The following is a 23,716-nucleotide window of genomic DNA, read 5'->3' as shown; positions in this document are numbered from 1 at the left end:
CCCGCACTTCCCAGGAGAATCCCGTGTACCCCGTTTCCTTCGCCCAGCGACGGCTGTGGTTCCTCAACCGGATGCCCGAGACCGGCCCGGCCTACAACTGCCCGCTGACCACCCGCCTGAGCGGCAGCCTCGACCGGGTGGCGCTGGCGGCGGCCCTCGACGACGTGACCGCGCGGCACGAGGTGCTGCGGACCGTCTACCCCGAGGTCGACGGCGAGCCCGTACAGCAGGTCCTCCACCGCACGCCCGCCCTGCGGGTGGTCGAGATCACCGAGGACGCCCTGCCGTCCGCCCTCGCCGACGAGGCCGGTCACGTCTTCGACCTGAGCGTCGAACTGCCGGTACGGGCCGCTCTGTTCACCCTGGGCGACGACGAGTTCGTCCTGTCGCTGGTGATCCACCACATCGCCACCGACGGCTGGTCGTGGGGCCCGCTCCTCGGCGACCTGGCCACGGCGTACCAGGCACGCCGCGACGGCCGCGAGCCCGAGTTCGCGCCGCTGCCGGTGCAGTACGCCGACTACGCCCAATGGCAGCGCGAGACGCTGGGCGAGGAGGACGACCCGGAGAGCGTGATCGCCCATCAGCTCGGCTACTGGCGCGAGGAGCTGGCCGCGCTTCCGGCGGAGCTTTCGCTGCCCTACGACCGGCCGCGCCCGGCGGTGGCGAGCTTCGCGGGCGGTTCGGTGCCGGTGGAGCTGGACGCCGCGCTGCACGCCCGCCTGGCCGAGGTGGCCCGGGAGCACGAGTGCACCCTGTTCATGGCGCTCCAGGCCGGTCTCGCGGTGCTGCTGTCGCGGCTGGGGGCGGGGACGGACATCCCGCTGGGCACGGTGGTGGCGGGGCGTTCGGACGAGGCGCTGGACGACTTGGTCGGGTTCTTCGTCAACACCCTGGTGCTGCGCACCGATGTGTCCGGTGATCCGACGTTCGCCGAACTGCTCGGCCGTGTACGCGAGGCGGATCTGGAGGCCTACGAGCGGCAGGACGTGCCCTTCGAGCGGGTCGTGGAGGCACTCAACCCCGAGCGCTCCCTCGCCCGCCACCCCCTCTTCCAGGTCATGATGACCCTGGAGAGCGGCGAGGGCCCGGCGTTCGCGCTGCCCGGTGTGGCCTGCGCCGAGCAGCCGGTCGGCTGGGACATCGCCAAGTTCGACCTGACCGTGGACTTCCACGAGCGGCGGGACGCGGAGGGCGCCCCGGCCGGAATCACCGGAGCGCTGGAGTACGCGACCGACCTGTTCGACCGGGAGACCGCCACCGGTGTCGCCGCCGCGCTCGCCCGCGTACTGGAGCAGTTGACCGCCGACCCCGCGCGGCCCGCCGCGCTCGCCGACCCCCTCTGCGCCGAGCAGCGCCACCAGGTCCTCGGCGGGTGGAACGACACCGCGGCCCCCGTGCCCGAGCAGCTGCTGCCGGAGCTGTTCGAGGCGCAGGCCGCCCGCACCCCGGACGCCACCGCCCTGGTCTTCCAGGACACCGCGCTCAGCTTCGCCGAGCTCAACAAGCGGGCCAACTCCCTCGCCCACCGCCTGGTCGCGCACGGAATCGGCCCCGAGGACCTGGTCGCGCTTGCACTGCCCCGCTCGGCTGAATCGGTGGTCGCGCTGCTCGCGGTACTCAAGGCCGGAGCCGCCTTCGTCCCCGTCGACACCGACTACCCGGCCGAGCGCATCGCCAAGCTGCTCGCCACCTCGACCGCCGTCGTCACCGACCGCGCCACCGCGCCCGACCTGCCGGCCACGGCCGCGGGCCTTGTCCTGGTCGACGCCCCCAGCCGCTTCCCGGCGAGCGACCTGGGACGAGCGATCCACCCGCACCACGCCGCGTACGTCATCCACACCTCCGGATCCACCGGCGAACCCAAGGGCGTGGTGATCGACCACGCCGGACTGCGCAACCTCTACGCCTTCCACCGCGCCGGGGTCATCGCCCGCGCCGAGGAGCTGGGCGGCGGCCGCCGGATGCGCATGGCGCTGACCGCCGCGCTCTCCTTCGACACCTCCTGGGAGGGGCTGCTGTGGATGGTCGCGGGCCATGAGCTGCACCTCGTCGACGACGACACCCGCCGCGACGCCGCCGCCCTGGTGCGCCACCTCGCCGCGCGGGGCATCGACGCGCTGGACGTGACGCCCACCTACGCCGAACAGCTGGTCGAGGAGGGGCTGCTGGACGGTCCCGGCCACCGCCCGAGCGTCCTGCTCCTCGGCGGCGAGGCGGCCGGCCGGGCCCTGTGGAGCCGGGTCCGCGCCGCCGAGGGCCTGCTCTGCCACAACCTCTACGGCCCCACCGAGTGCAGCGTCGACACCCTGTGGTGGGACGCCGCCGAAAGCGAGGAGCCGCTGGTCGGCCTCCCGCTCGCCAACACCCGCGCCTATGTCCTGGACGAACGGCTGCGCCCGGTCGGCCCGGGCGTCGCGGGCGAGCTCTACCTCGCCGGCACGGGCCTGGCCCGCGGCTACCTGGGCCGCCCGGCCCTCACCGCGGGCCGCTTCGTGGCCTGCCCGTACGAGCCGGGTGCGCGGATGTACCGCACCGGCGACCTGGTCCACTGGGACCGCCACGGCCGCATCGACTACCTCGGCCGCGCCGACGACCAGGTCAAGATCCGCGGCTTCCGCATCGAGCCCGGAGAGGTGGAGGCCGCGCTGCGCCGCTGCCCGCAGGTCGCCCAGGCCGCGGTGATCGCCCGCGACGGCGGCCCCGGCGGCAAGCGCCTGGTGGCGTACGTGGTCCCGGCCGCGGGCCACAGCGCGCAGGCGTCCTCCTTGCGCAAGCAGCTCGCCGAGCACCTGCCCGACCACATGATCCCCTCGGCGTTCGTGGCCGTGGAGAGCTTCCCCATGAACCGCAACGGCAAGCTGGACCGCGCCGCCCTGCCCGCGCCCGACTTCACCGCCGAATCCGCCTCCCGGTCCCCGCGCGGCCCGCGCGAGGAGATCCTGGCGGGCCTGTTCGGGCAGGTGCTCGGCGTGCCCTCGGTCGGCGCCGAGGACAGCTTCTTCGACCTCGGTGGGCACTCGCTGCTCGCCACCCGGCTGCTCTCGCGGGTCCGTTCGGCGCTCGGCGCCGAGCTCGGTATCCGCGACCTCTTCCAGCACCCCACCGTCGCCGGGCTCGCCGCCCGCCTCGGCGGCGCCGACGGCCCGGCCCCGGCGCGTCCGGCGCTCGCCCCGGCACCGCAGCGCCCCGCCGCCCCGCCGCTCTCGCCCGCCCAGCGCCGCCTGTGGTTCCTCAGCCGGGCCGGCCAGGGCGCCGCCTACCACTGCCCGTTCGCGCTGCGGCTGCGCGGCCCGCTGGACGCCGACGCCCTGGCCTCGGCCCTCACGGACGTGACCGGCCGCCACGAGACGCTGCGCACGGTGTTCCCCGAGACGCACGGCGAGCCGTACCAGCGGGTGCTGCCCGCTGCCGACGCGGCCGTCCGCCTGGACGTCGTCCCCTGCGGGCCCGAGGAGCCCGGCGCCGCCCTCGAGGCCCTGCTGGCCGAGCCGTTCGACCTGGCCACCCGCCCGCCCGTCCGCGCGGCGCTGTATCGGACGGCCGAGGAAGAGCACGTCCTCGCGCTCGTCGTGCACCACATCGCCCTCGACGGCTGGTCCTGGGACCCCCTCTTCCGTGATCTGGCCGAGGCGTACGAGTCTCGTCGCGACGGGCGTGCGCCCGAGTTCGCGCCGCTGCCGGTGCAGTACGTCGACTACACGCTCTGGCAGCGCGAGCTGCTGGGCGAGGAGGACGAGCCGGCCTCACTGATGTCCCGTCAGCTCGACTTCTGGCGCGGTGAGTTGGCGGACGCCCCCGTGGAGCTGGCGCTGCCCTTCGACCGGCCGCGACCGGCCGCGCCGGGCTTCACCGGCGCGGCGGTGCCGGTGGAGGTGGACGCCGCACTCCACGCGCGCCTGCTGGGACTGGCACGCGAGCACGGATGCACCCTGTTCATGGTCGTCCAGGCCGGTCTCGCGGTGCTGCTGTCCCGGCTGGGCGCGGGCGGCGACATCCCGATCGGCACCCCGGTGGCGGGGCGCGGTGAGGAGGCGCTGGACGACTTGGTCGGGTTCTTCGTCAACACCCTGGTGCTGCGCACCGATGTGTCCGGTGATCCGACGTTCGCCGAACTGCTCGGCCGTGTACGGGAGGCGGACCTGGAGGCGTACGAGCGGCAGGACGTGCCCTTCGAGCGGGTCGTGGAGGCGATCAACCCCGAGCGTTCCCTGGCCCGTCACCCCCTCTTCCAGGTGATGCTCCAGGTCCAGGACGGCACCGACGGCGCACTGGAGCTGGCCGGTCTGGATGTGCTGCCCGAGCCGTTCCGCTTCGACGTGGCCCAGTTCGACCTGACCGTGGACGTCCAGCAGCGGTACACCGCCGACGGCGCCCCGGCGGGCATCGCGGGACACGTGGAATACGCGGCCGAGCTCTTCGACCGGGCCACCGCCGAGACCGTCGCCGCCGCGCTGACCCGGGTGCTGGGACAGCTCGCGGCCGAGCCGCACCAACCCGTCGCCGCCGCCGACCCGTTGACGCCGGCGGACCGGCACCGGCTGCTGACCGAGTGGAACGACACCGCGCTGCCCGTCCCGGCAGCCACCGTGCCCGAGCTGTTCGCGGCGCAGGCGGCCCGCACCCCGCAGGCCACCGCGCTCGTCCACGACGAGACCCGGCTCTCCTTCGCCGAGCTCGACGCCCGCTCCAACCGCCTTGCCCACCGTCTGATCGCCGCAGGTGCCGGTCCCGAGCGGGTGGTCGCGCTGGCCCTGCCGCGCTCGGCCGACTCCGTCGCCGCGCTGCTGGCCGTCCTCAAGGCGGGCGCCGCCTTCGTCCACGTCGACACCGAGTATCCGAAGGAGCGGATCGCCCACATGCTGGCCGACTCCGCCCCGACGCTCCTGGTGACCGACACCGCGACCGCCGCCGGGCTGCCCCTGGACGACACGGTCCGCCCGCCCCGGCTCCTCGTCGACGACGAGGCGGCCCTGGCCGCGCACCCCGCCGACGGGCCGGGCACGGCGCCGCGCCCCGGCGACGCCGCGTACATCGTCTACACCTCCGGCTCCACCGGCCGCCCCAAGGGCGTCGTCGTCGACCACGCGGCCTTGCGCAACCTCCACGCCTTCCACCGCGCCCGCACCATGGCCAGCGCCGAACAGGCCGTGGCAGGACGGCAGCTGCGGGTGGCGCTCGCCGCATCGCTCTCCTTCGACGCGTCCCTCGACGGCCTGATGTGGCTGGTGGCCGGGCATGAACTCCATCTGATCGGCGACCAAGTCCGCCGCGACGCGGCCGCGTTCGTGCGCCACATCGCCGCGACCGCCCTCGACGTCGTCGACGTCACCCCCACCCACGCCGCGCAACTGGTCGAGGAGGGGCTGCTCGACAGCCCGCCGAGCGTGCTGCTCATCGGCGGCGAGGCCGCGGACGAGCAGCTGTGGACCCGGCTGCGCCGCACCGACGGGCTGGTCGCCTTCAACCTGTACGGGCCGACCGAGTGCACCGTCGACGCCCTGTGCTGGGAGACCTCCCGCAGCGAACGCCCGCTGATCGGCGAGCCGGTCGCCAACACCCGCGCCTATGTGCTGGACGAGGCCCTGCGCCCGGTGGCCCCGGGTGTACGGGGCGAGCTCTATCTCGCCGGGGCCGGGCTGGCGCGCGGCTACCTCGGGCGGCCGGGGCTGACGGCGGAGCGGTTCGTGGCCTGCCCGTTCGAGCCGGGTGCGCGGATGTACCGCACCGGCGACCTGGTCCGCTGGGACCGCCAGGGCCGTCTCGACTACCTCGGCCGCGCCGACGACCAGGTCAAGATCCGTGGCTTCCGCATCGAACTCGGCGAGATCGAGGCCGCCCTCGCCGGCGCCCCGGGCGTCGCACAGGCGGCGGTCGCCGTACGAGGCGACGGGCCGGCCGGCGAACGCCTGGTCGGATACGCCGTCCCGGCGCAGGGCGCCGCCGCGGCTTGTGAACCGGACGCGCTCCGGGCCCACCTGGCCGCCGTGCTGCCCGACCACATGGTGCCGTCGGCGTTCGTCGTCCTCGACGCGTTCCCGCGCACGCCCAACGACAAGCTCGACCGGGCGGCGCTGCCCGCACCGGATCCCGCCCGCACGGGGGGTACGGCTCCCCGTACCCCCCGGGAGAAGGCCATCGCGGACCTGTTCGCCGAGGTCCTGGGCCTGCCGGAGGGCAGCGTCGGCGCGGACGACGGCTTCTTCGCGCTCGGCGGCCACTCCCTGCTGGCGGCCCGGCTCATGTCCCGTGTCCGCGAGACGCTGGGGGAGGAGCTGGGTGTCCAGGACCTGTTCGCCGCCCCGACCGTAGCGGGCCTCGCCGCGCACGCGGCGACCGGCCGCACCGACGACGAGCCGACGGCGCCGCTGATCACTCTTCAGCCCGGCACCGCCACCGAGCCCCCGCTGTTCTGCGTCCACCCGGGCGCGGGCATCGGCTGGGTCTACCGGGGACTCCTGGACCACCTCGGTCCCGACCGGCCCGTGCACGCCCTGCAAGCCCGCGCGCTGAGCGAGCCGGGGGCGCGGCCCGCGAGCGTGGCGGAGATGGCCGACGACTACGCGGCCCTCATCCGTACGGTGCAGCCGTCCGGTCCGTACCACCTCCTCGGCTGGTCCTTCGGCGCCCTCGTCGCGCACGCGGTCGCGGTGCGGCTGCGCGAGGCGGGCCAGGAGGTGGCGCCGCCGGTGCTGCTCGACGGCTATCCGGGCGCGGAGGCGGGGCCCATGGCGGACCCGCTGCGGGAACTGCTGGACTCGCTCGGGTACCCCACCGGATCCCTTCCCGCCACCGGCCCGCTGTCCGCGCCGGACTTCCTGCGCACGGCCCGTACGGAGGACGGCCCGCTGGCGGCGCTCGACGAGCGGACGGTCGCCGCGCTGGGCGAGACGTTCGTCCACCACGACACGCTCGCGACGGGCCACCACCCGGGCGTGTTCGACGGGGACCTGACCCTGGTGTCGGCCGCGCACGAGGCCGACACACCGGATCCGCAGACCTGGCGGCCCTACCTGACGGGCCGGATCACGCACCACCAGGCGCCCTGCACCCACGGCGAGATGATGACGCCGAAGGCGGCCTCGGAGATCGGGGCGCTGCTGCGCCAGGCGCTGGTCGGCGAGGTACCGGTCGGCGAAGCGCTGGTGCGCCGATGAGGGCGGCGACGACGGCCCGGCCGGACCGGGCGCCGGGCCCCCTGCGCCACCGGGACTTCCGGTTGCTGTGGACGGGGGAGTCCGTGAGCCAGTGCGGCAGCGCGGCGACCCGGGTCCTGCTGCCGCTGATCGCGGTGGACGCGCTCGGTGCCGGGTCGTTCACCATGGGCCTGTTGAACGCCGCCGCTTGGCTGCCCTGGCTGCTCATCGGCCTCCCGGTGGGCGCCTGGACGGACCGGATGCGACGGCGGCCGGTGATGATCGTGTGCAACACGGTCTCGGCGGCCCTGATGTTCTCCCTGACCGCCGCGGCGTGGCTGGACGCCCTGACGACCAGTCAGCTTCTCGTGGTGGCGCTGCTGCTGGGCACGGCCGATGTGTTCTTCCGGGCGGCCTACAGCGCGTATGTGCCGGCTCTGCTGCCCGCCGAGGAACTCGCGGACGGCAACGCCCGGCTGCAGACCAGCGAGTCCGCCGCCGAAGTCGTGGCTCCGGGCGTGGGCGGCGCCCTGGCCCAGGCCGGGAGCGCGGCCGTCGGCTTCTTCGCCGACGGGCTGAGCTTCCTGGTCTCGGCCGTCCTGCTCGCCAGGATCCGCACCCCGGAGAGCCCGCCGGGCGGCGCGGAGCGCGTGCCCGGGGAGAAGGGGCTGGTGCGGGAGATCCGCGACGGCGTCGCCTTCCTCTCCCGTGATCCGTTCCTGCGGACGATCCTGGTCTGCGACGCGGCGATGAACCTCTTCCTCGCCGGTGCCCAGTCCCTGGCGATCCTCTTCCTCAGCCGCACGGTCGGCGCCGACGGCACCGTGGTCGGCGTGCTGATCGCCCTGGCCGGGCTCGGCGGCGTCCTGGGCGCGGTGCTCTCGCCGCGCCTGGCCCGCCGGTTCGGCACGGCCCGCGCGGTCCTGCTGTGCGCCTTCGGCGCCGGTCCGTTCGGCCTGTTGATCCCCTTGACCACGAACGGGGTGGGGCTACTGGCCTTCCTGGTGGGCGAGTTCTGCCTGATGGCCGGGATCGTCGCCGGAAACGTCGTCATCGTCAGCTTCCGCCAGGTGTACTGCCCGCCCGAGATGCTCGGCCGGGTCAGCTCCGGCATCCGCTTCGTGATGTACGGAACGGTGCCGGTCGGCAGCCTGCTGGGCGGCGCCCTGGGCACGGCCGTCGGCGACCGCGACGCCCTGTGGATCCTGTACGCGGGCAACGCCCTGTGCGCCCTGCTGCTGTTGAAGGGCCCACTGCGAACCCTGCGCGACCTGCCGACGCCGACGGCGCAGGCCCCGAACTAGCCGAAGCGGCACCCGGGGCGGGGCGCCCTCTGCGTGGGCGCCCCGCACCCGCCCGGAGGGCGCCCCGGGACCGCATGCACAAACGGAGTGCCTGTCTGTTCCGGGGAGCGGTGTGCGGTGGCTGGTGACACCGCGATCCCACGACGAAACGAAGTGACCTGTCGTCAAAGACCGCTTTGAGATTCTGAGTTACCCCGCCCTGCACACTTCCGGTGCGCTCTCCTTCAGGCCGAGCATCCGGTAGTAGTTCTCCCCGAGGGCAATGTCACGGAAAGCCCGGTCGTCCAATGCCTTGTTGATCCGGCTGGTGACCTCAAGCTCCTGCTCGTATACGTGGTAGTCCTTGTCGCGTGAGGCCACGAAGTCCGTCCCGGGAATGGCCCTGGTCGGATACCGGTCGAAGAACGCGGCGTACTTCCGCCTGACTCCCGGCTTGCTGAAGTAGCTGTCTTCCAGCACCCGCCAGCTGAGGTCCAGCGTGAGATTGGGGTCCGCGTCCAGGAGTCTCTTCATCATTCCGATGTGCCGGTCGGGATCCATGGTGGTGAGTTCCTTGGACAGGCCCATGTGCGCCCACACGATCTTGTTCTTTGGATACAACCGAAGGGTCTCCTCCATCAGATGGAGATACTTCGTCTGGTCCGTGTCGCTCCCGAGATCCGAGTGGATGGTGATCGGAATCCTGCGGTCCCGCAGCACCTTCATGAACGGCGCCCAGCTCTTGATGTTCTCGCTCGTCGCGGGCGTGTGGCGGTTGGGGAACAGCGCCTGCTTGACGAGGTTCACCTCCCCGGCCCACCGGAACACCCCGGGGTACTCCTTGTCGTAGAGGGCGATTCCGGGCGGGATGGTCTTCGGGTTGTTCAGGTCCATAAACGTCATGGAAACCGTGAGCCCGGGGTCCTTGGGCTTCGTCTCCACATAATTCTCGGCGTTGGCGAAGTCGTTCTTCATACTCGGCACCACGGGAGTGCCGGGACAGTTCAAGTAGTACGTGCAGTTGGAGTTCACCGGCAAGGTCTGCCCGATGCCGTACATGCTCGCGTGCCGGACACCGCTCTTGTGCAGATACCCGGTGAGTTCCTCGAACGGAATCGCCTGCCCGCCGAACGGGCGGAAGTGCAGATGGCTGTCGACCTGCGAGGTGTAGGGATCTCTCGCTCGGTCGAAACACCCCGTCCCCGCCCCCGCCGGGGACGCGGCGACAGCCACTGCTGTCAGTACCGCGCCGGCCACCCCGAGGCGTCGGCTGATGTGTGACATGACGATGATGACCTCCGTTTGACACAGGCGTCCGTCGCGCCCCGGGAACGATGGCGGGCCACTCCGCTACAACACCTGGACCTCATTCAGGAGGGTGCCCAGGGGGCGCATCTCGAAGTCTTGTCCCAGACGCCCGGTGCCGACGTGAAGTTGTTCGACAACTCACCCGGATGCCGGTCCCCTACGGCCCGGCGCGTGCCTCGGTCTGGCCGGGCTCGTGCTCAAGGGGTCGGCTTCAGCGGAGAGAGGGGCGGTGTGTGGAGATTGTGTTGCTTTCGAGGTGATGGCGTGAACATCGAGGCTGGAAAGCGGCTGTTGTGCTGTGTGGCCAGGCCGATAGGAACGGGATGTCAGATCGCGTTGGCTGATTTCGGATCCAAGGAGCTCACCATGTCCCGTTTGCGTACCGCCACCATGGCCCTGGCCGCTGCTGCCGCGGTGTCCGGCCTCGCCGCCGCGCCCGCCCAGGCGGCCCCGGGTGACGTGACGACCACCTGCGCCAGCACCGCCACCCCGGCCGGCTACGTCGACGTGAACTGGGGTTACAGCAACACCTGCGGCGGCCAGAACTTCGCCCCGAACATCAAGATGATCAAGCAGCTCACCGGCCTGCCCATAGGCACCGTCGTCCAGGCCTGTGGGTCCACGTACTACCCCGCCGGCTGGGTCCAGACCAGCTCGTACTACAGCGGCTCCTGCGTCTCCTTCCCGAACCAGGGCTTCAACAACAACGCCTGGACCATCCAGCGCGTCTCCTGATACCGCGGCGGGCGTGCCCCGTATGTGTCTTCGGGGGCCGTGCCCGTGGTGTCTTCTGGGCGGTGTGACGGGGACTCGGTCCTCGTCACACCGCCCCGGCGTGGCGGTGCCGGGGCGGGAGTTGGTCTCGGCTATCGGTGATGTGCGCCGTCAGCCCGCGGTCTGCTCCGGGGGGAAGTCGGCGCCGAGAGTCACCTCCCGCCAGTCGTCGAAGGTGGTTTTGAGGGAGTCGAGTTTGGCGGTGGCGATGTCGTACGCGGCTTTGCCCAGCAGCAGGCGCAGCGGTGGCCGTTCGGCGGTGACGGCGTCGATGACGGCCTGGGCGGCGCGTGCCGGATCCCCGGGCTGGTGGCCGTAGGTGGCCAGGGTGCCGGTGCGTCGTGTGCCCGCGGTGGGGGCGTAGTCGTCGATGGTTGCGGCGGACTGGCGCATGGAGGGTCCGGACCAGTTGGTGCGGAACGCGGCGGGTTCGACGATCGTCACCCTGATGCCCAAGGGGGTGACCCCGGCGGCGAGGGACTCGGAGAGACCTTCCACGGCGAACTTCGTGGCGTGGTAGTAGCCGGTGGCGCCGAAGCCGACGAGGCCGCCGAGTGAGGAGATGTTCACGATGTGGCCGCAGCGACGGGCCCGCATGCCGGGCAAGACGGCCTTCGTGGTGTTGACCAGGCCGAAGACGTTGGTGTCGAACAACGTGCGAACCTCGTCGTCCTCGCCCTCTTCGACGGCGGCGAGGTACCCGTACCCGGCGTTGTTGACCAGTACGTCGATCCGTCCGAAGGCTGCCTGAGCCTGGGCGACCGCCTTCGCGATCTGCTCGGCGTCGGTGACGTCCAGCGCCACGGCGAGGGCGCGTTCCTCGTGCCCGGCGACCACGTCGGCGACCTTGTCGGCATCCCGGGCGGTGACCACGGCACGCCACCCGTGTTCCAGCACGGCGCGGGCGAGTGCCCGGCCCAAACCCGAAGAGCAGCCGGTGATGAACCACACGGGCGAGTCCACGGAGGAGTCAACGCAGGAGTCAGGGGCGCTCATGCGGGATGTTTCCTTCGTCTTGAACGTCGTGGAAGTCGGTGAGGGCGAGGCTGCCCAGCAGGGCCAGCGACTGTTCGGCGGCGCTGCCGGGCTCAGCCCGGTAGACCACCAGGTGCTGGCCGGGGGCGCTGTTGACGGAGAAGGTCTCGAAGTCGAGAGTGAGGTCGCCGACCAGCGGATGCCGGAAACGCTTGGCTGAGGCCGTCTTGGCCCGCACGTCGTGGCGCGCCCACATGCGGGCGAACTCGGGGCTGCACACCGACAGTTCGCCGACGAGTTCTTGCAGCCGCTGATCGTCCGGGGTGGGATTGGCGGCCCGCAGCGCGGCCACGCACCCCTGCGCCACGACGGCCCAGTCGCGGTAGAAACCCTGGGCGGCCGGGTTGAGGAACATGGCCGTGATCAGGCTGGTCTCGCTGCCGAGCCAGGAGAACAGCGCCTCACCCAGGGAGTTGACGGCCAGCAGGTCGAGGTATCGGCCGTAGACCAGAGCCGGGGTGTCCGCCCAGGCATCCAGCAACGACACCAGTTGCGGGCCGACGTGCTCTCGAACGGGCCGGGTCCGTGGTCGCTGCGGCGGATCGACCATGGCGCGCAGGTAGGCGGCTTCCTCGTCCTCCAGCAGGAGCGCGGCCGCCAGGGCCCGCAGGACCTGGGAGGAGGGATTGCGCTCGCGTCCCTGCTCCAACCGTACGTAGTAGTCGGTACTCACCCCGGCGAGGACGGCAACCTCCTCACGGCGCAGACCAGGAGTACGGCGCGCCCCCGCGGGCATCCCGTGGTCCTCGGGGCGCACCAGTGCGCGGCGGGCCCGCAGGAACTCACTCAGCCGGTTGTTGTCCATGCCGACCAACGTACGGGCCGACATCGCGAAGAGGGTGGCCGTGCCGCACCCACCCGGAGGACCGGATCAAGAGCTGCCGGAGGCCGACCCAGACGCGTTCAACGTCGAGGATCGGCCTCGGATCGGTTCAGCTTTCCCGGACGAGCCCGATCGCCTCGATCTCGATCATCCACTCAGGGGCGGCGAGGGAGGAGACCTCCACGAACGACTCCGCGAGGTGGGGCTTGCTCGGGAAGTGCTCCGCGCGCAACTTGGCGTAGATGCTCCGACGGTGGCTCCCTGGGCGTCGATCGGGGCCTGTCCGGATGTGTAGACCAAGTTCCCGACCCGGACGCCGAGCGAGATACCGGCCGACTCGTACCAGTCGGGGTCCGCGGAGACACGTACACGCTCGACGGCGGGCTGTATAACGGCCATGCTGCTGACACTCCCTCAAAAACCACACACACGAAACCGGGTGGCCGCAAGCGCCACCTGGCATGATCCATGGACAACAGCCACGGGATGCCGAGATCCATTCCCGAAGGCCCGCAGCGGGCAGCGGCGCACGAACGCTCCGCGTTCGGCAGTTGGAGCGCTCCGTACTCCTTGGTGGACACGCGGTGCGGCTCCCCGAACGCCCGGTCGGTCGTTGCCTGATCGTAATCTGCGGCTACCTGGTGGTAACAACATGTCGTGTGTCACCTTTCCGTTGCCACCGGCCGGCGGTACCCCCACCTTCCCCAGCCATGCAACGGAGTTGATCCTGGCTTCGCCATGGCCGAACGCAGGAGTTCCGCCGTGATCGAATTCCGCAACGTCAGCGTGAAGAAGGACCGGGCCGTTGGTCGGGTGCGACGGCTGGTCGCGATCGGGATGGCCGTGCCGCTTGCCGCCGGCGCGTTGGTGACCGCGGGTGCCGGGAGCGCCGTCGCCGCACCCGGGAGCGGGCCCACCGCCGTCGTGTCGATGGGCGACAGCTATATCTCCGGTGAGGCCGGGCGCTGGAAGGGCAACAGCCTCACTGACTCGGGCAGCAGGGACGGCACCGACCGGGCGTGGAACGGGAGTTCCTACGACCCGGTGAACGTGTACGGGGCCACGTCGGGCGGGTGTGACCGGTCCGACTCCGCCGAGGTCAGGAGCGCCGGGGCGATCGCCGATGTGGCGGTGAACCTGGCCTGTTCCGGGGCGACCACGGCGAACGTGTTCCGCGCCTCCGACGGCGGCGTCGCCCTCAAGGGTGAGGCGCCGCAGGCCGATCAGCTCGCCGCCGTGGCCGCCACCGACAACGTGAAGGTCATCGCGTTGTCGATCGGCGGCAACGACCTCGGCTTCGCCGACGTCATCGCGCAGTGCGCGCGCGACTACATCGTCTGGAACTCGTACTGCTCCGACGACCAGCAGGCCACGGTGGACCAGAAGATCGACGGTGCGATGGCGAACGTCGGCAAGTCCCTGGACGAGATCAGGGCCGTGATGCGCGCGGCCGGATACGCCGACTCCTCGTACCGGATCGTGCTGCAGTCCTACCCGTCGCCGATCCCGCGCGGCGCCGAGAACCGCTACACCGAGAGCGGCTGGAGCCGTGTCAACACCGGCGGATGCCCGTTCTGGGACCGGGACTCCGACTGGGCGCGGGACTCGCTGGTTCCGCAGATCGCGGGCCGGTTGAAGGACGTCGCCGCGGCCAAGGGCGCGCAGTTCCTCGATCTGCGGGACATGCTGCAGGGGCGTGAGGTGTGCGCCACAGGGAGCACGTTGGTGAGTTCCACGGCGTCGGCTTCGGCGAAGACCAGCGAGTGGGCGCGCTGGATCGACAGCAGCGAGACGCAGGGGCCGCTCCAGGAGGACATGCACCCGAACTACTTCGGGCAGCTGGCCGCCGGGCGCTGCCTCTCCCTGATCGCCGCGCAGCCCGCCACCGCCGTCGGTTTCACCTGCCGGAACACGGCGGGGGCCGACCGGAGCGGGATGTATCTCGCCCCGGTGTCGTGACCGGCGGCGTGTGACCGGCCGCATGTGAGCGGCCGGGCGTCACCGCTCGACAGGCTCCGGCTCCGTTGCCGGTTCGGGTTCCCGGTCCGGTTCGGGCTCTCGGTCGAAGGCGAGCGGCTGGGCGGCGTAGGTGATGCGGACGACGCCGTCGGCGTGCCGTTTCGTACGGCCCCGTACACCGAAGACGCGGCGCAACAGGTCCGGGGTCAGGACATCGAGCACCGGTCCCGCCGCCACCACCGCACCCTCGTGGAGTACGACGAGGTGGTCGCACAGCCGGGCGGCGAGGTCCAGGTCGTGCAGGACCGCCAGGGTGGTGATCTCGGTGCTGCGGATCAGTTCCAGGAGCTCGAAGCGGGCGCGGATGTCGAGGTGGTTGGTGAGTTCGTCCAGGACCAGGAGCTGCGGCCGCTGGGCTAGGGCGCGGGCGAGCAGGACACGTTGGCGTTCGCCGCCGGAGAGGGTGGCGTAGTCGCGGTCGGCGAAGGAGGCGACGCCACAGCGGGCGACCGCGTCGGCCACGGCCTCGCGGTCGTCCGCGCCGTCGCGGCCCATCAGGCCGTGGTGGGGGGTGCGGCCGAGGGCGACGATCTCGGTCACCGTCAGACCGGTGGTGGTGCCCGCGTCCTGGAGGACGGCGGCGGTGCGGCGGGCGGCGGTGCGTGCGGACAGCTCCCACACGTCGTCGCCGCCCACCGTGACCACTCCACCTGCCGGGCGCAGCGAGCGGTAGACGGTGCGCAGCAGAGTGGACTTACCGCTGCCGTTGGGGCCCACGAGACCCACGATGTCGCCCTTGGCGGCCTGAAGGTTCACCGCATGGAGGATCGGTCGGCCGTCCAGGGCGACATGGAGGCGGTCCACGGTCAGTTTCATACGGAATCCAGGCCCTTGTTGCGGCGCAGCAGCCACAGGAAGAAGGGGGCGCCGAGCAGCGCGGTGAGGATGCCCAGCGGCAGTTCGTTGGGGCGGGTCAGAGTGCGCGAGAGCAGGTCCACCACGACCAGGTAGACGGCGCCGAGCAGCGCGGTCAGGGGCAGCAGTCTGCGGTGGTCGGCCCCGACCGTGAGGCGGATGAGGTGAGGGATCATCAGGCCGACGAAACCGACACCACCGGCGACGGCGATGACCGTACCGGTCAGCAGTGCGCTGATCACCAGCAGGACGGCGCGCAGCCGGTTGACGTCCACGCCGAGTGCGGTGGCGGACTCGTCCCCGGCCAGCAGGGCGTTGAGCCGCCGCCCGAACAGGGTCAGCACGACCGTGCTCGCCAGCACCACCACGGTGACGGTGGGCAGTTGGCTCCACTGCGCGCCCGCGACACTGCCCAGCATCCAGAACATCACCGTCCGCAGCTCGGTCGGCGTCGCAAGCAACTGGACGAAGCTCGTCACCGACAGCAGGACGTAGCCGACCGCGACCCCGGCCAGGACCAGCCGGGTCGGGGCCAGCCGCCCCCGTCTCTGGCCCAGGACGAAGACCAGCGCACCGGCCGCCAGGGCGCCGACGAACGCCGCTCCCGACACCCCCAGACCGCCGAACCCGCCGAGCGCGACGCCGCCGAGGGTGATGACCAGTACGGCCCCGAGCGAGGCGCCGTAGGAGAAGCCGAGCACCACGGGGTCGGCGAGCGGGTTGGAGACCAGGGTCTGGAGCACCGCCCCGGCGACGGCCAGGCCGGCGCCGACCAGGGCGGCCAGGGCGACGCGGGGTGCGCGGAAGGTCCAGACGATCTGGTCGAGCGCCAGGTCGTCGGTGGCCCCCTGGCCGGTGATGTGGTGCAGCAGGATCCGCCACACGTCGGCCACCGGGACGTTGACCGCGCCGATGCTCACCGCCGCCACCATGGCGGCGACGAGCGCGACCAGCAGTCCGAGAACCGCGAGCGGCAGCCGCGGCCGCCCCGGGAGGCCGGGCCTCAGAACGTGTCGGGGTGCAGCATCCTGGCGATCTTCTCCACCGCCAGGTCGTTGCTGGGGCCGAGGTACATCGAATCCGACAGTGCCACGTACTTGTTGTTCTTCGCGGCCGGCCACTGGGGGAACTCCTTCAGCAGTTTCTTGGCGTAGGCCGCCGGGTCGGGGTCGTTGTAGCCGATGACGACGAGCGCGTCGACGTCGGTGGCGGCCACCTTCTCCTTGCTCAGGTCGGCGAAGGAGGTCTTGGAGGCCGACTCGAAGGCGTTGGTGCCGCCGGCCTTGGCGAGGATGTCGTTGTAGATGCCCTTGGCGACGACCGAGCTGAAGTCGTTGCCGCCCATGGCCATGTTGGAGAACAGGACCATGACCTTGGGCTGCTTCCCGCCGTCGCCCTTGCCGTTGCCTTCACCCTTGACCTTGGCGGAGATCTCGGCGATGTGCTTCTGCGACGCGGCGACGATCTTCTCGGCGCGGTCGGAGACGTGGAAGACCTTGCCCAGGTCGCGCAGCAGCGTGTAGCTGTCGGCGATGGTCATCTTGGAGGTGTCCTGGTCGCAACCCTGCGGCGAGACATAGGTGTTGGCGCCGCCCTGCTTGAGCTGGTCGCGGGTGGCGAAGCCGTTCTTCTGGTCGAAGCCGTACGAGGTCGTGGACAGCACCAGGTCGGGGCGCAGCCCGATCATCGCCTCGCGGGGGATGTCGGAGGCGTCGTTGAGCTTGACGTCGCCGGTGGGCAGGGCCTTGATGGCCGCGGCCCGCCCGGGGACCTCGGACATGCCGTAACGCTGCTGGTTGGCAACGATCTTGTCCTGGAGCCCGAGGGCGAGCAGTGTGGACACCTCGGCGACCGAAGCGCCGTTCATGACAACGACCCGGCCGGGCTCCTTGGTGAACTTCTGCGACGTTCCGCAGTTCTCCAGGGTTACCGGGTATCCGGACTTCGCGTCGGCCGCGGACGCCGCCCCGCCGCCGGTCGCGCTCTTGTCGGTCGAGGAGCCGGAGCATGCCGTACTGACCAGACAGAGCGCCCCGGCCAGGGCGACGGCGACCGGCCGTTTCTTCGACATGATGGCTCCTTGCTGCGGGGGTGGTGATGTGGTGATGTCGTGGTTCTGCCGCAGTAGTCGGGGTGCCGGGTCCGTGAGTTCCCGCAGCTCCCGGACTACTTCGCGGACATGGCGGGACGGTTTCGTCCGGCGGTCGGGGCAGGCAGCGTTCCGGCGGCGACGCAGTGGTCGAGGTAGCGGAAGACGAGGTCGCGGTCGACGGGCGGGCACGTGATGCCGCTGTCGCGCAGGCCGTTCACGACGTTGTCGGTACGGATCCGTCCCAGGCGAAGGTCGGTGCCGGTCGCTTCCTCGGTGTCGGTGTCCCCCTCGCGGGAGTCGAAGAAGGCGAGTGTGGTCGCCGCCACCCCCGAGGCGGCCGACAGCCGCGCACGCCACTGGCCCAACGGCATACGTCGCAGCGGGTAGCCGTACTCCTCCAGCCAGTCGTATACGTCGCTCAGCCGCACCGGGTCGGTGGCGGCGTGGTTGAACACCGAGGTGACCGACGGGCGTTGTCCGAGACAGAGGTGGATGACGGCCCGCGCGGTATGGTCGACCGGTGTCCACGTCTCCTCCTCGAACAGCTCGGGGACGATTCCGGCGGGCACCCCCGCGCGCAGCACGCTCCACAGGAAGTCCCGCTCGTTGACGTACCCGGTGGAGCGCGGGCCGACGATCCTGCCGAGCCGGTGCACGGTGACCGGCAGACCCCGTTCGGCGGCCTGTTCCAGCAGGCGCTCGGACGCCCACTTCGACTGCTGATAGCCGTAGCGCAGCCCGGGGTGGGGCGCCAGGAACGCCTCCGGGACCTCGGGGCTGAGGGCGAGGGGCGGGGCGACCGAGAGGGTCGACACGAAGTGCAGGGGTGCCGAGCGTACGGCCGCCATGCGCAGCAGGTCCCTGGTGGACTCGGTGTTGGCGGCGCGCAGGGTGGCGTACTCGCGCAGGATGCTGACGGTCGCCGCGTTGTGGAAGATCGCCCCGCAGGTACGCGTGAGCTCGCCGAACAGCCGCTCGTCCAGGCCGAGCCGGGGGCGGGCCAGGTCCGCCGGGACCGCCGTGATACGTGTGTGTGCCGCGTCGGGGAGTGCTATCCGGTGGGTCCGCAGGGATTGCCGGATACGGGCGGTGGCCTCGGCCGGGCCGGTGGCCCGCACGGTGCAGACGACCTCCGCGTCCGTACGCGCGAGGAGTTCGGCCAGCAGGTGTACGCCGACGAAGCCGGTGGCGCCGGTGAGCAGGATCCGGTCCGGTGCGGCGCTTGCCCGGGGGGCGTCGCCAGGGCGGATGTCCGGGGCGAGGACGGTGTCGGCGAGCAGGGTCCGGGGGAGCCCGGAAGCGATCGGCGGCGCCTGGTGGTCCAGGGGCCGGGGGAGCTCGGAAGCGGTTTGCGAGGCCTGGCGGTCCAGGAAGCGCGCGAGTTCGCCCGGGGTCGGATGCTGGAAGAGCCAGGCGACCTTCAGCTCGCGACGCAGTTCCGTACCGAGACGGTTGGCGACCTGGATGGCGTGGAGGGATTGGGCTCCCAGGTCGAACACGTCGTCGTCGGCGTGGACGGCGGCCACGCCGAGCACCTGCTGCCAGGCGGCGGCGACGGTGCGCTCCAGCGTGCTGGGGGTCGCCTCCGCGCGCGGAAGGGGCGCACGCGCGGCGAGTGCCTTCCGGTCGGTCTTGCCCGAGCTCGTCCGGGGCAGGCTGTCCAGGAACTCCACCGCCGACGGGATCATCGCGGCGGGCAGGGTCGCCCGGAGGCGGTCCCTGATCAGCGCCACCGCCGGGGTGGGTTGGTCCGCGACGACGTACGCGGCAAGGCGCCGCGCCCCGTCCGCAAGTACCTGTCCCACGACGGCGGCGTCGCGGACGCCCGGGTGCGCCAGGAGGGCGTTCTCGACCTCGGCGGGCTGCACGCGATGTCCGCTGATCTTGAACTCGGCATCCGAGCGGCCCAGATGGCGCAACTGCCCGTCGCCACCGATACGTACGAGATCGCCAGTGCGGTACGCGCGCGGTGCCCCGGGCAGCGCGTCGAGAGCGGCGAATCGGGCGGCGTCCGCGATCTGCTCTCCTCGGCTCGGGGCACGGTAGCCGAGGGCCAAGTTGTCGCCCAGCAGGTGGAGTTCGCCGTCGACGACCGCCGCGCGGGTGCCGGGCAGGGGGAGCCCGATGGGGACGTCCGACGGCGCGAGGGCGGGGTCGTGGAGGTCGGCGACGGTGGCGACGACGGTGGCCTCGGTCGGGCCGTACGTGTTCAGCAGCCGCACCTGCGTACCGACGGCCGCGCGCCAGCGGTCGACCCGCTCGGCCAGGGCCGCCTCGCCGCCGATGACGACGGTGCGCACCTCGGCGGGCAGCGCGGCGAGGCCGGTCGAGACGGCGTTGGCCACTTCGTGCCAGTACGCGGTGGGCAGGTCGAGGAAGCTGATCCGCAGCCGTGCGCAGGCGTCGAGGAACGCGGGGACCGACTCGGTGATGTCGTCCCCGCGCACGACGAGCGTGGCGCCCACGCACAGGGTGAGGAAGACCTCCTCGACGCTGGCGTCGAAGTGCAGGGGGGCGAACTGGAGGACACGGTCGCCTTGGTGGATGCCGTAGCGGTGGGTGGCCCCGGCGACGAAGTGCGCGAGCGCGCGGTGGCCGATCTCGACGCCCTTGGGGCGTCCGGTGGAGCCCGAGGTGTGCAGGACGTAGGCGAGGTCTTCGGGCGCGGGAGCCGTCGGCCGGGCGGCCGCCGGCCCGGGCCCCAACTGGTCGAGCAGCAGCACGTCGTGCTCCGGGAAGTCCCCGGCCCACTCGCCGGTCGTCAGGACGAGCGCGGGGCGGACGTCGTCGAGCAGCTGTGCCCGGCGGGCGGCGGGCGCAGCCGGATCGAGCGGGCTGTAGGCGGCGCCCGAGAGCAGTACGCCGAGGATGGCGGTGACGGCTTCGATGCCACGGGGCAGCGCCATGGCCACCAGGTCGCCGCGGCCGACCCGGCGGTCGGCGAGCCGACGGGCGAGTTCGCGTGCCGAGCCGAGGAGCTGGGCGTAGGTGACAGCGCGTCCGTCCTGCTCGACGGCGACGGATCCGCCGCGCCGGGCCGCGTGGTCGGCGATCAGGTCGAGGACGGGACGGGCGGGGCCCGGGAGCGGCCCGCCGTCCAGGACGCGGACGCTCGCGCGCGCCCGCAGGCCGCCGAGCGGCCGGTCCGGGGCGGCGACGGCCGCGCGCAGCAGGGCGAACAGCCCCTCTTGGACGGCTACGACGTCCGCCTCGTCGTAGAGGTCGGGGTTGGCGTCGACGGCGATGCGCAGGCCCGCGCCCTCGGAGCGGTCGTAGACGTTGACGGCCAGGTCGTCGACGGGGCCCGCGGAAACGTTGTGGACCGTGCTGGGGCGACCGGCGAACCGCAGGTCGTACGCGAACGGCATGATGTTGACGCCCGGTCCGGACAACCGGCGCTGTCCGCCGACGAGTTTGAGGTCGCGCCGCAGCTGTTCGTAGCGGTAGCGCTGGTGCGGCAGCGAGGCGCGCAGTTCGCGGGAGATCCGCATCGCGAGGTCGCGCAGGGTGTCCGACTCGGTGACTTCGACGCGCAGCGGCAGGATGTTGCGGACCATGCAGGGCACCCGCAGCGAGACCGAGCCGAGGCGGCCCATCGCGGGCAGGCTGAGCACGACCTCCGGGGCGCCGGTCGCCTGGTGCAGCTGAGCCGCTGTCACTGCCAGCAGGACCTCGGACCAGGTGACCTTCAGGTCGCGGCCGACGGCGCGCAGGGTTTCGGTCCGTGCCGCGTCGAGGTCGGCGACCTTGCGGTGGAAGGTGCGGGCGGGCAGGGCCGTACGGGCAGCCCAGGTCGCGACCGGCGGCCGGTCCGCGTACCGGTCCGCCCAGTAGGCGCGGTCCTTGGCGAAGTGAGGCGAGTTCCGGTAGGCGTGTTCCTCCTCCCGTACCGACGCCAGGGTGCCGAATCCGCTGTCCGGCACCGGCTCGCCCGCCGTCAGGGCCGTGTAGACCTCGGCGACCCGGCGGGCGACCAGCGACAGGCCGAAGCCGTCGAGCGCGATGTGGTGCACGCGGTGGTACCAGAGGTACTCCTGCGGTGCGACCCGCATCAGGGCGTGGCCGAACACGGGGCCGTGCACGGGGCCGTGCGCGAGATCGACGGGGCGGGCCATGTCCTGCTCCATCCAGGCCAGGGCGGCGGCATGCGGGGCGGATTCGGCGGTGAGGTCGGCCGTGTGCAGGCGCCAGCCGTCGGCCGGGGCGGCCGTCTCCCAGGGGCGACCCTGCCCGTCGACGACGTAGGCCACGTTCAGGGCCTCGGTCTCGGCGACCACATGGCGCAGGGCCGCCTCGAAGGCGGGCACCTCCACGGGGCCGTGGATGTGCACGTACTCGGCCGTGTTGTACGCGGGGCTGTCCGGGTCGAGTCGCTGGCCGGTCCAGATGCCCTCTTGGGCGGCGAGCAGCGGACGGCGCGCGTCCGTGCCTTTGTCAGACGTCGGCACGGTCCGCGCCCTCCTGCCGCGCGGAGAGCAGCTGCCACCACTGGGCGAACGAGGTGCACTCCGCGAGTTCGACGAAGGTCACGTCCGCGCCGCTCTCCCGCCACCGTTCCATGAGGGTGACGATGCGCAGGGAGTCGAGTCCGGCGTAGAGGGGGTGCTCGTCGAGGTCGACCTCGTCGGGCTGCTGGTACAGGTACTCCGCCAGGTCCGCGCGGAAGCCCTCCAGCGTGAGCGGGGCAGGCATGTCGGTCTCTCTCGATAGGGCTGTCTCGGCAGGGTGGTGTGGTCGTGGTGGGACTGCCGCAACAGGGTGTTCCGGTTGGTCAGTTGACCTTGCGCGCGGACTCGCCCCAGAAACGGTCGCGCAGTTCGCGGCGCAGGATCTTCCCGCTGGGGTTGCGCGGTACGGCGTCGAGGAACTCGTAGCGGGCCGGCAGCTTGAAGGCCGCGAGCCGTGGCACGAGGAAGGTGTGCAGGTCCCGGGGGCGGGGCTGGTGTCCGGGGGCGGGGACGACGAAGGCGTGCACGTATTCGCCCCAGCGTTCGTCGGGGGCGCCGACGACGACGGCCTCGGCCACCTCGGGGTGGCCTTCCAGTACGTTCTCGATCTCGGCCGGGTAGACGTTCTCACCGGCGACGAGGATGGCGTCCTTGACGCGGTCGCGGATGAACACGTAGCCGTCCTCGTCGATGTATCCGGCGTCCCCGGTGTGGATCCAGCCGTCGACCAGGGTCTCGGCGGTCTTCTCGGGCAGCCCCCAGTACTCGACCATGCGGGCGGGCGTGGCCAGGCAGACCTCCCCGACCGCGCCCGTCGGCAGTGTGCGGCCCTCGCCGTCGATCACCTTGGCGCGCACGCCCGGATACGGCCGTCCCGCCGCCTGCATGAGCGGTCCGCCGGGAACATGGGCGGCCGGGGGAAGGCACACGGCGGTGTTGCCGGTCTCGGTGAGGCCGTAGATCTGCGCGAACTCGCAGTCGAGCACGGCGAGGCTCTGCTCCAGCAGGGCCTCGGAGATCGGGGAGCCGCCGTAGACCGTCTTGCGCAGGGTGGTGAAGTCCTCGGCGCCGACGCCGGGTTCGCTCAGCATCATGCGGAGCATGGCCGGGACGACGCAGGCGGTGGTGATGCCGAGGTCGCGTATGAGGCCGACGGCCTGGCGGGCGGTGAAGGCGCGCATCGCGACCACCGTGGTGCCCGCGTTGAGGTTCTGTGTGGCCCACCACAGGCCGCCGACGTGGAATCCGGGGATGCCGATCAGCGCGATGTCACCCTCGCGCCAGTCGATCCAGTCCAGACCCTCGCTCGCCAGGGCGTCACGGATCGCGAAGAAGCTGCGGTGGGCGAGGACGACGCCCTTGGGCAGGCCGGTGGTGCCGCTGGTGTAGAGCTGGGCGACCGGTGTGTCGGGGGTGACGTCCACCCCCGGCTCGGTGTCGGGGTGGGACGCCTTCCAGGCGGCGAAGGGCTCGCCGAGCGGGACCACCGTTTCGGGCGGCGCGGTCGGCATCTTCTCGACGATCGGCCCGAACTCGTCCTCCAGGAAGAGCAGTCGGGTGCCCGAGTCCTCCAGGATGTGGCTGACCTCGGGCGCGGTGAGCCGCCAGTTGACGGGGACGAGTACGGTGCCGCTCTTGGCGCAGGCGAACAGGATCTCGTAGTAGTGCTCGGACTCCTTGCCGAGGTAGGCGACCCGGTCGCCCGGGGCGAGTCCGGCGGCCCGCAGCGCGTGGGCGATGCGGTTGCTCTCGCGGTGCAACTGCCCGTACGTCAGGGTGCGGCCCTCGCACAGGACCGCGGGGGTGGTGGGCCGCAGGCGGGCGTGCAAGCTCGTGGTCTCGACGAGCGTTCGGGGCTCCGGGGGATGGAGCGTTTCCCGGGTTGTCGGGGATTCCTGGGACCTGTCCATGGTCATGGGAGGTCGTGGTCCTCTCTCCGCGCA

14 protein-coding genes are annotated in these 23,716 nt (G+C 71.8%); 4 read left to right on the top strand and 10 right to left on the bottom strand.

What is annotated here, in order from left to right; translation table 11 throughout:
* Positions 1 to 23 precede the first annotated feature (23 nt).
* Both ACGFRG_RS00840 and ACGFRG_RS00835 read left to right on the top strand, forming a co-directional pair.
* On the top strand, positions 24 to 7,157 hold the full coding sequence (locus tag ACGFRG_RS00840) for an amino acid adenylation domain-containing protein (RefSeq protein ID WP_393259966.1): 7,134 nt from the start codon (positions 24 to 26) through the stop codon (positions 7,155 to 7,157).
* Positions 7,154 to 8,440, top strand: coding sequence for an MFS transporter (locus ACGFRG_RS00835; RefSeq protein ID WP_393259963.1), 1,287 nt, complete (start codon positions 7,154 to 7,156; stop codon positions 8,438 to 8,440). Before ACGFRG_RS00840 ends, ACGFRG_RS00835 begins: the two co-directional genes overlap by 4 nt.
* Positions 8,441 to 8,629: 189 nt before the next feature.
* Here ACGFRG_RS00835 and ACGFRG_RS00830 read toward each other — a convergent pair whose 3' ends face one another.
* Positions 8,630 to 9,703: an amidohydrolase family protein gene (locus ACGFRG_RS00830; RefSeq protein ID WP_393259961.1), complete on the bottom strand. Its 1,074-nt coding sequence runs from the start codon at positions 9,701 to 9,703 to the stop codon at positions 8,630 to 8,632.
* Positions 9,704 to 10,093: 390 nt separating this feature from the next.
* On the opposite strand from ACGFRG_RS00830, the gene ACGFRG_RS00825 reads away from it, so the two are divergent.
* Entirely contained in the window at positions 10,094 to 10,462 is a 369-nt protein-coding gene (locus ACGFRG_RS00825) for a hypothetical protein (protein ID WP_361416407.1), read from the top strand.
* Between the two features lie 150 nt (positions 10,463 to 10,612).
* Here ACGFRG_RS00825 and ACGFRG_RS00820 read toward each other — a convergent pair whose 3' ends face one another.
* From ACGFRG_RS00820 to ACGFRG_RS00810, 3 genes are all read right to left on the bottom strand, one after another.
* A complete protein-coding gene (locus ACGFRG_RS00820) occupies positions 10,613 to 11,497 on the bottom strand; it encodes an oxidoreductase (RefSeq protein ID WP_393259958.1) in 885 nt (294 codons plus the stop codon).
* Complete coding sequence (locus ACGFRG_RS00815; RefSeq protein ID WP_393259955.1) at positions 11,484 to 12,365, bottom strand: helix-turn-helix domain-containing protein; 882 nt, start codon at positions 12,363 to 12,365, stop codon at positions 11,484 to 11,486. Before ACGFRG_RS00815 ends, ACGFRG_RS00820 begins: the two co-directional genes overlap by 14 nt.
* 103 nt (positions 12,366 to 12,468) lie before the next feature.
* Positions 12,469 to 12,591 (bottom strand): hypothetical protein, encoded by a 123-nt coding sequence (locus tag ACGFRG_RS00810; protein WP_361416397.1) that lies wholly within the window; start codon positions 12,589 to 12,591, stop codon positions 12,469 to 12,471.
* Between the two features lie 530 nt (positions 12,592 to 13,121).
* Here ACGFRG_RS00810 and ACGFRG_RS00805 point away from each other — a divergent pair.
* Positions 13,122 to 14,318, top strand: coding sequence for a GDSL-type esterase/lipase family protein (locus ACGFRG_RS00805; protein WP_393259952.1), 1,197 nt, complete (start codon positions 13,122 to 13,124; stop codon positions 14,316 to 14,318).
* Between the two features lie 39 nt (positions 14,319 to 14,357).
* On the opposite strand, the gene ACGFRG_RS00800 is transcribed toward ACGFRG_RS00805, so the two are convergent.
* The 6 genes from ACGFRG_RS00800 to ACGFRG_RS00775 form a co-directional block, all read right to left on the bottom strand.
* Positions 14,358 to 15,194 (bottom strand): ABC transporter ATP-binding protein, encoded by an 837-nt coding sequence (locus ACGFRG_RS00800; RefSeq protein ID WP_393259949.1) that lies wholly within the window; start codon positions 15,192 to 15,194, stop codon positions 14,358 to 14,360.
* Positions 15,191 to 16,165, bottom strand: coding sequence for a FecCD family ABC transporter permease (locus ACGFRG_RS00795; RefSeq protein ID WP_393259946.1), 975 nt, complete (start codon positions 16,163 to 16,165; stop codon positions 15,191 to 15,193). Before ACGFRG_RS00795 ends, ACGFRG_RS00800 begins: the two co-directional genes overlap by 4 nt.
* A gap of 71 nt (positions 16,166 to 16,236) precedes the next feature.
* A complete protein-coding gene (locus ACGFRG_RS00790) occupies positions 16,237 to 17,304 on the bottom strand; it encodes an ABC transporter substrate-binding protein (RefSeq protein WP_393259944.1) in 1,068 nt (355 codons plus the stop codon).
* Between the two features lie 95 nt (positions 17,305 to 17,399).
* The gene (locus ACGFRG_RS00785) at positions 17,400 to 21,773 is read right to left on the bottom strand and encodes an amino acid adenylation domain-containing protein (protein WP_393259941.1); all 4,374 of its coding nucleotides are present in this window, start codon (positions 21,771 to 21,773) and stop codon (positions 17,400 to 17,402) included.
* Positions 21,760 to 22,017 carry a phosphopantetheine-binding protein gene (locus ACGFRG_RS00780; RefSeq protein WP_361416379.1) on the bottom strand — a complete coding sequence of 86 codons (258 nt, stop codon included), beginning with the start codon at positions 22,015 to 22,017 and terminating at the stop codon, positions 21,760 to 21,762. The genes ACGFRG_RS00785 and ACGFRG_RS00780 overlap by 14 nt, the downstream gene beginning before the upstream one ends.
* Before the next feature lie 79 nt (positions 22,018 to 22,096).
* A complete protein-coding gene (locus ACGFRG_RS00775; RefSeq protein ID WP_393260784.1) occupies positions 22,097 to 23,683 on the bottom strand; it encodes a fatty acid--CoA ligase in 1,587 nt (528 codons plus the stop codon).
* Positions 23,684 to 23,716 lie beyond the last annotated feature (33 nt).

Source organism: Streptomyces sp. NPDC048696 (assembly GCF_043198895.1).
In the GTDB taxonomy this organism is placed as follows: domain Bacteria; phylum Actinomycetota; class Actinomycetes; order Streptomycetales; family Streptomycetaceae; genus Streptomyces.
This window is presented reverse-complemented; position numbering and strand designations above follow the sequence as displayed.

Excerpts from the sequence above, each read along its gene's own strand:
- ACGFRG_RS00835 (WP_393259963.1), top strand. The coding sequence starts at position 7,154 with ATGAGGGCGGCGACGACGGCCCGGCCGGACCGGGCGCCGGGCCCCCTG.
- ACGFRG_RS00830 (WP_393259961.1), bottom strand. The coding sequence starts at position 9,703 with ATGTCACACATCAGCCGACGCCTCGGGGTGGCCGGCGCGGTACTGACA.
- ACGFRG_RS00825 (WP_361416407.1), top strand. The coding sequence starts at position 10,094 with ATGTCCCGTTTGCGTACCGCCACCATGGCCCTGGCCGCTGCTGCCGCG.
- ACGFRG_RS00820 (WP_393259958.1), bottom strand. The coding sequence starts at position 11,497 with ATGAGCGCCCCTGACTCCTGCGTTGACTCCTCCGTGGACTCGCCCGTG.
- ACGFRG_RS00815 (WP_393259955.1), bottom strand. The coding sequence starts at position 12,365 with ATGTCGGCCCGTACGTTGGTCGGCATGGACAACAACCGGCTGAGTGAG.
- ACGFRG_RS00800 (WP_393259949.1), bottom strand. The coding sequence starts at position 15,194 with ATGAAACTGACCGTGGACCGCCTCCATGTCGCCCTGGACGGCCGACCG.
- ACGFRG_RS00795 (WP_393259946.1), bottom strand. The coding sequence starts at position 16,165 with ATGGTGGCGGCGGTGAGCATCGGCGCGGTCAACGTCCCGGTGGCCGAC.
- ACGFRG_RS00790 (WP_393259944.1), bottom strand. The coding sequence starts at position 17,304 with ATGTCGAAGAAACGGCCGGTCGCCGTCGCCCTGGCCGGGGCGCTCTGT.
- ACGFRG_RS00780 (WP_361416379.1), bottom strand. The coding sequence starts at position 22,017 with ATGCCTGCCCCGCTCACGCTGGAGGGCTTCCGCGCGGACCTGGCGGAG.
- ACGFRG_RS00775 (WP_393260784.1), bottom strand. The coding sequence starts at position 23,683 with ATGGACAGGTCCCAGGAATCCCCGACAACCCGGGAAACGCTCCATCCC.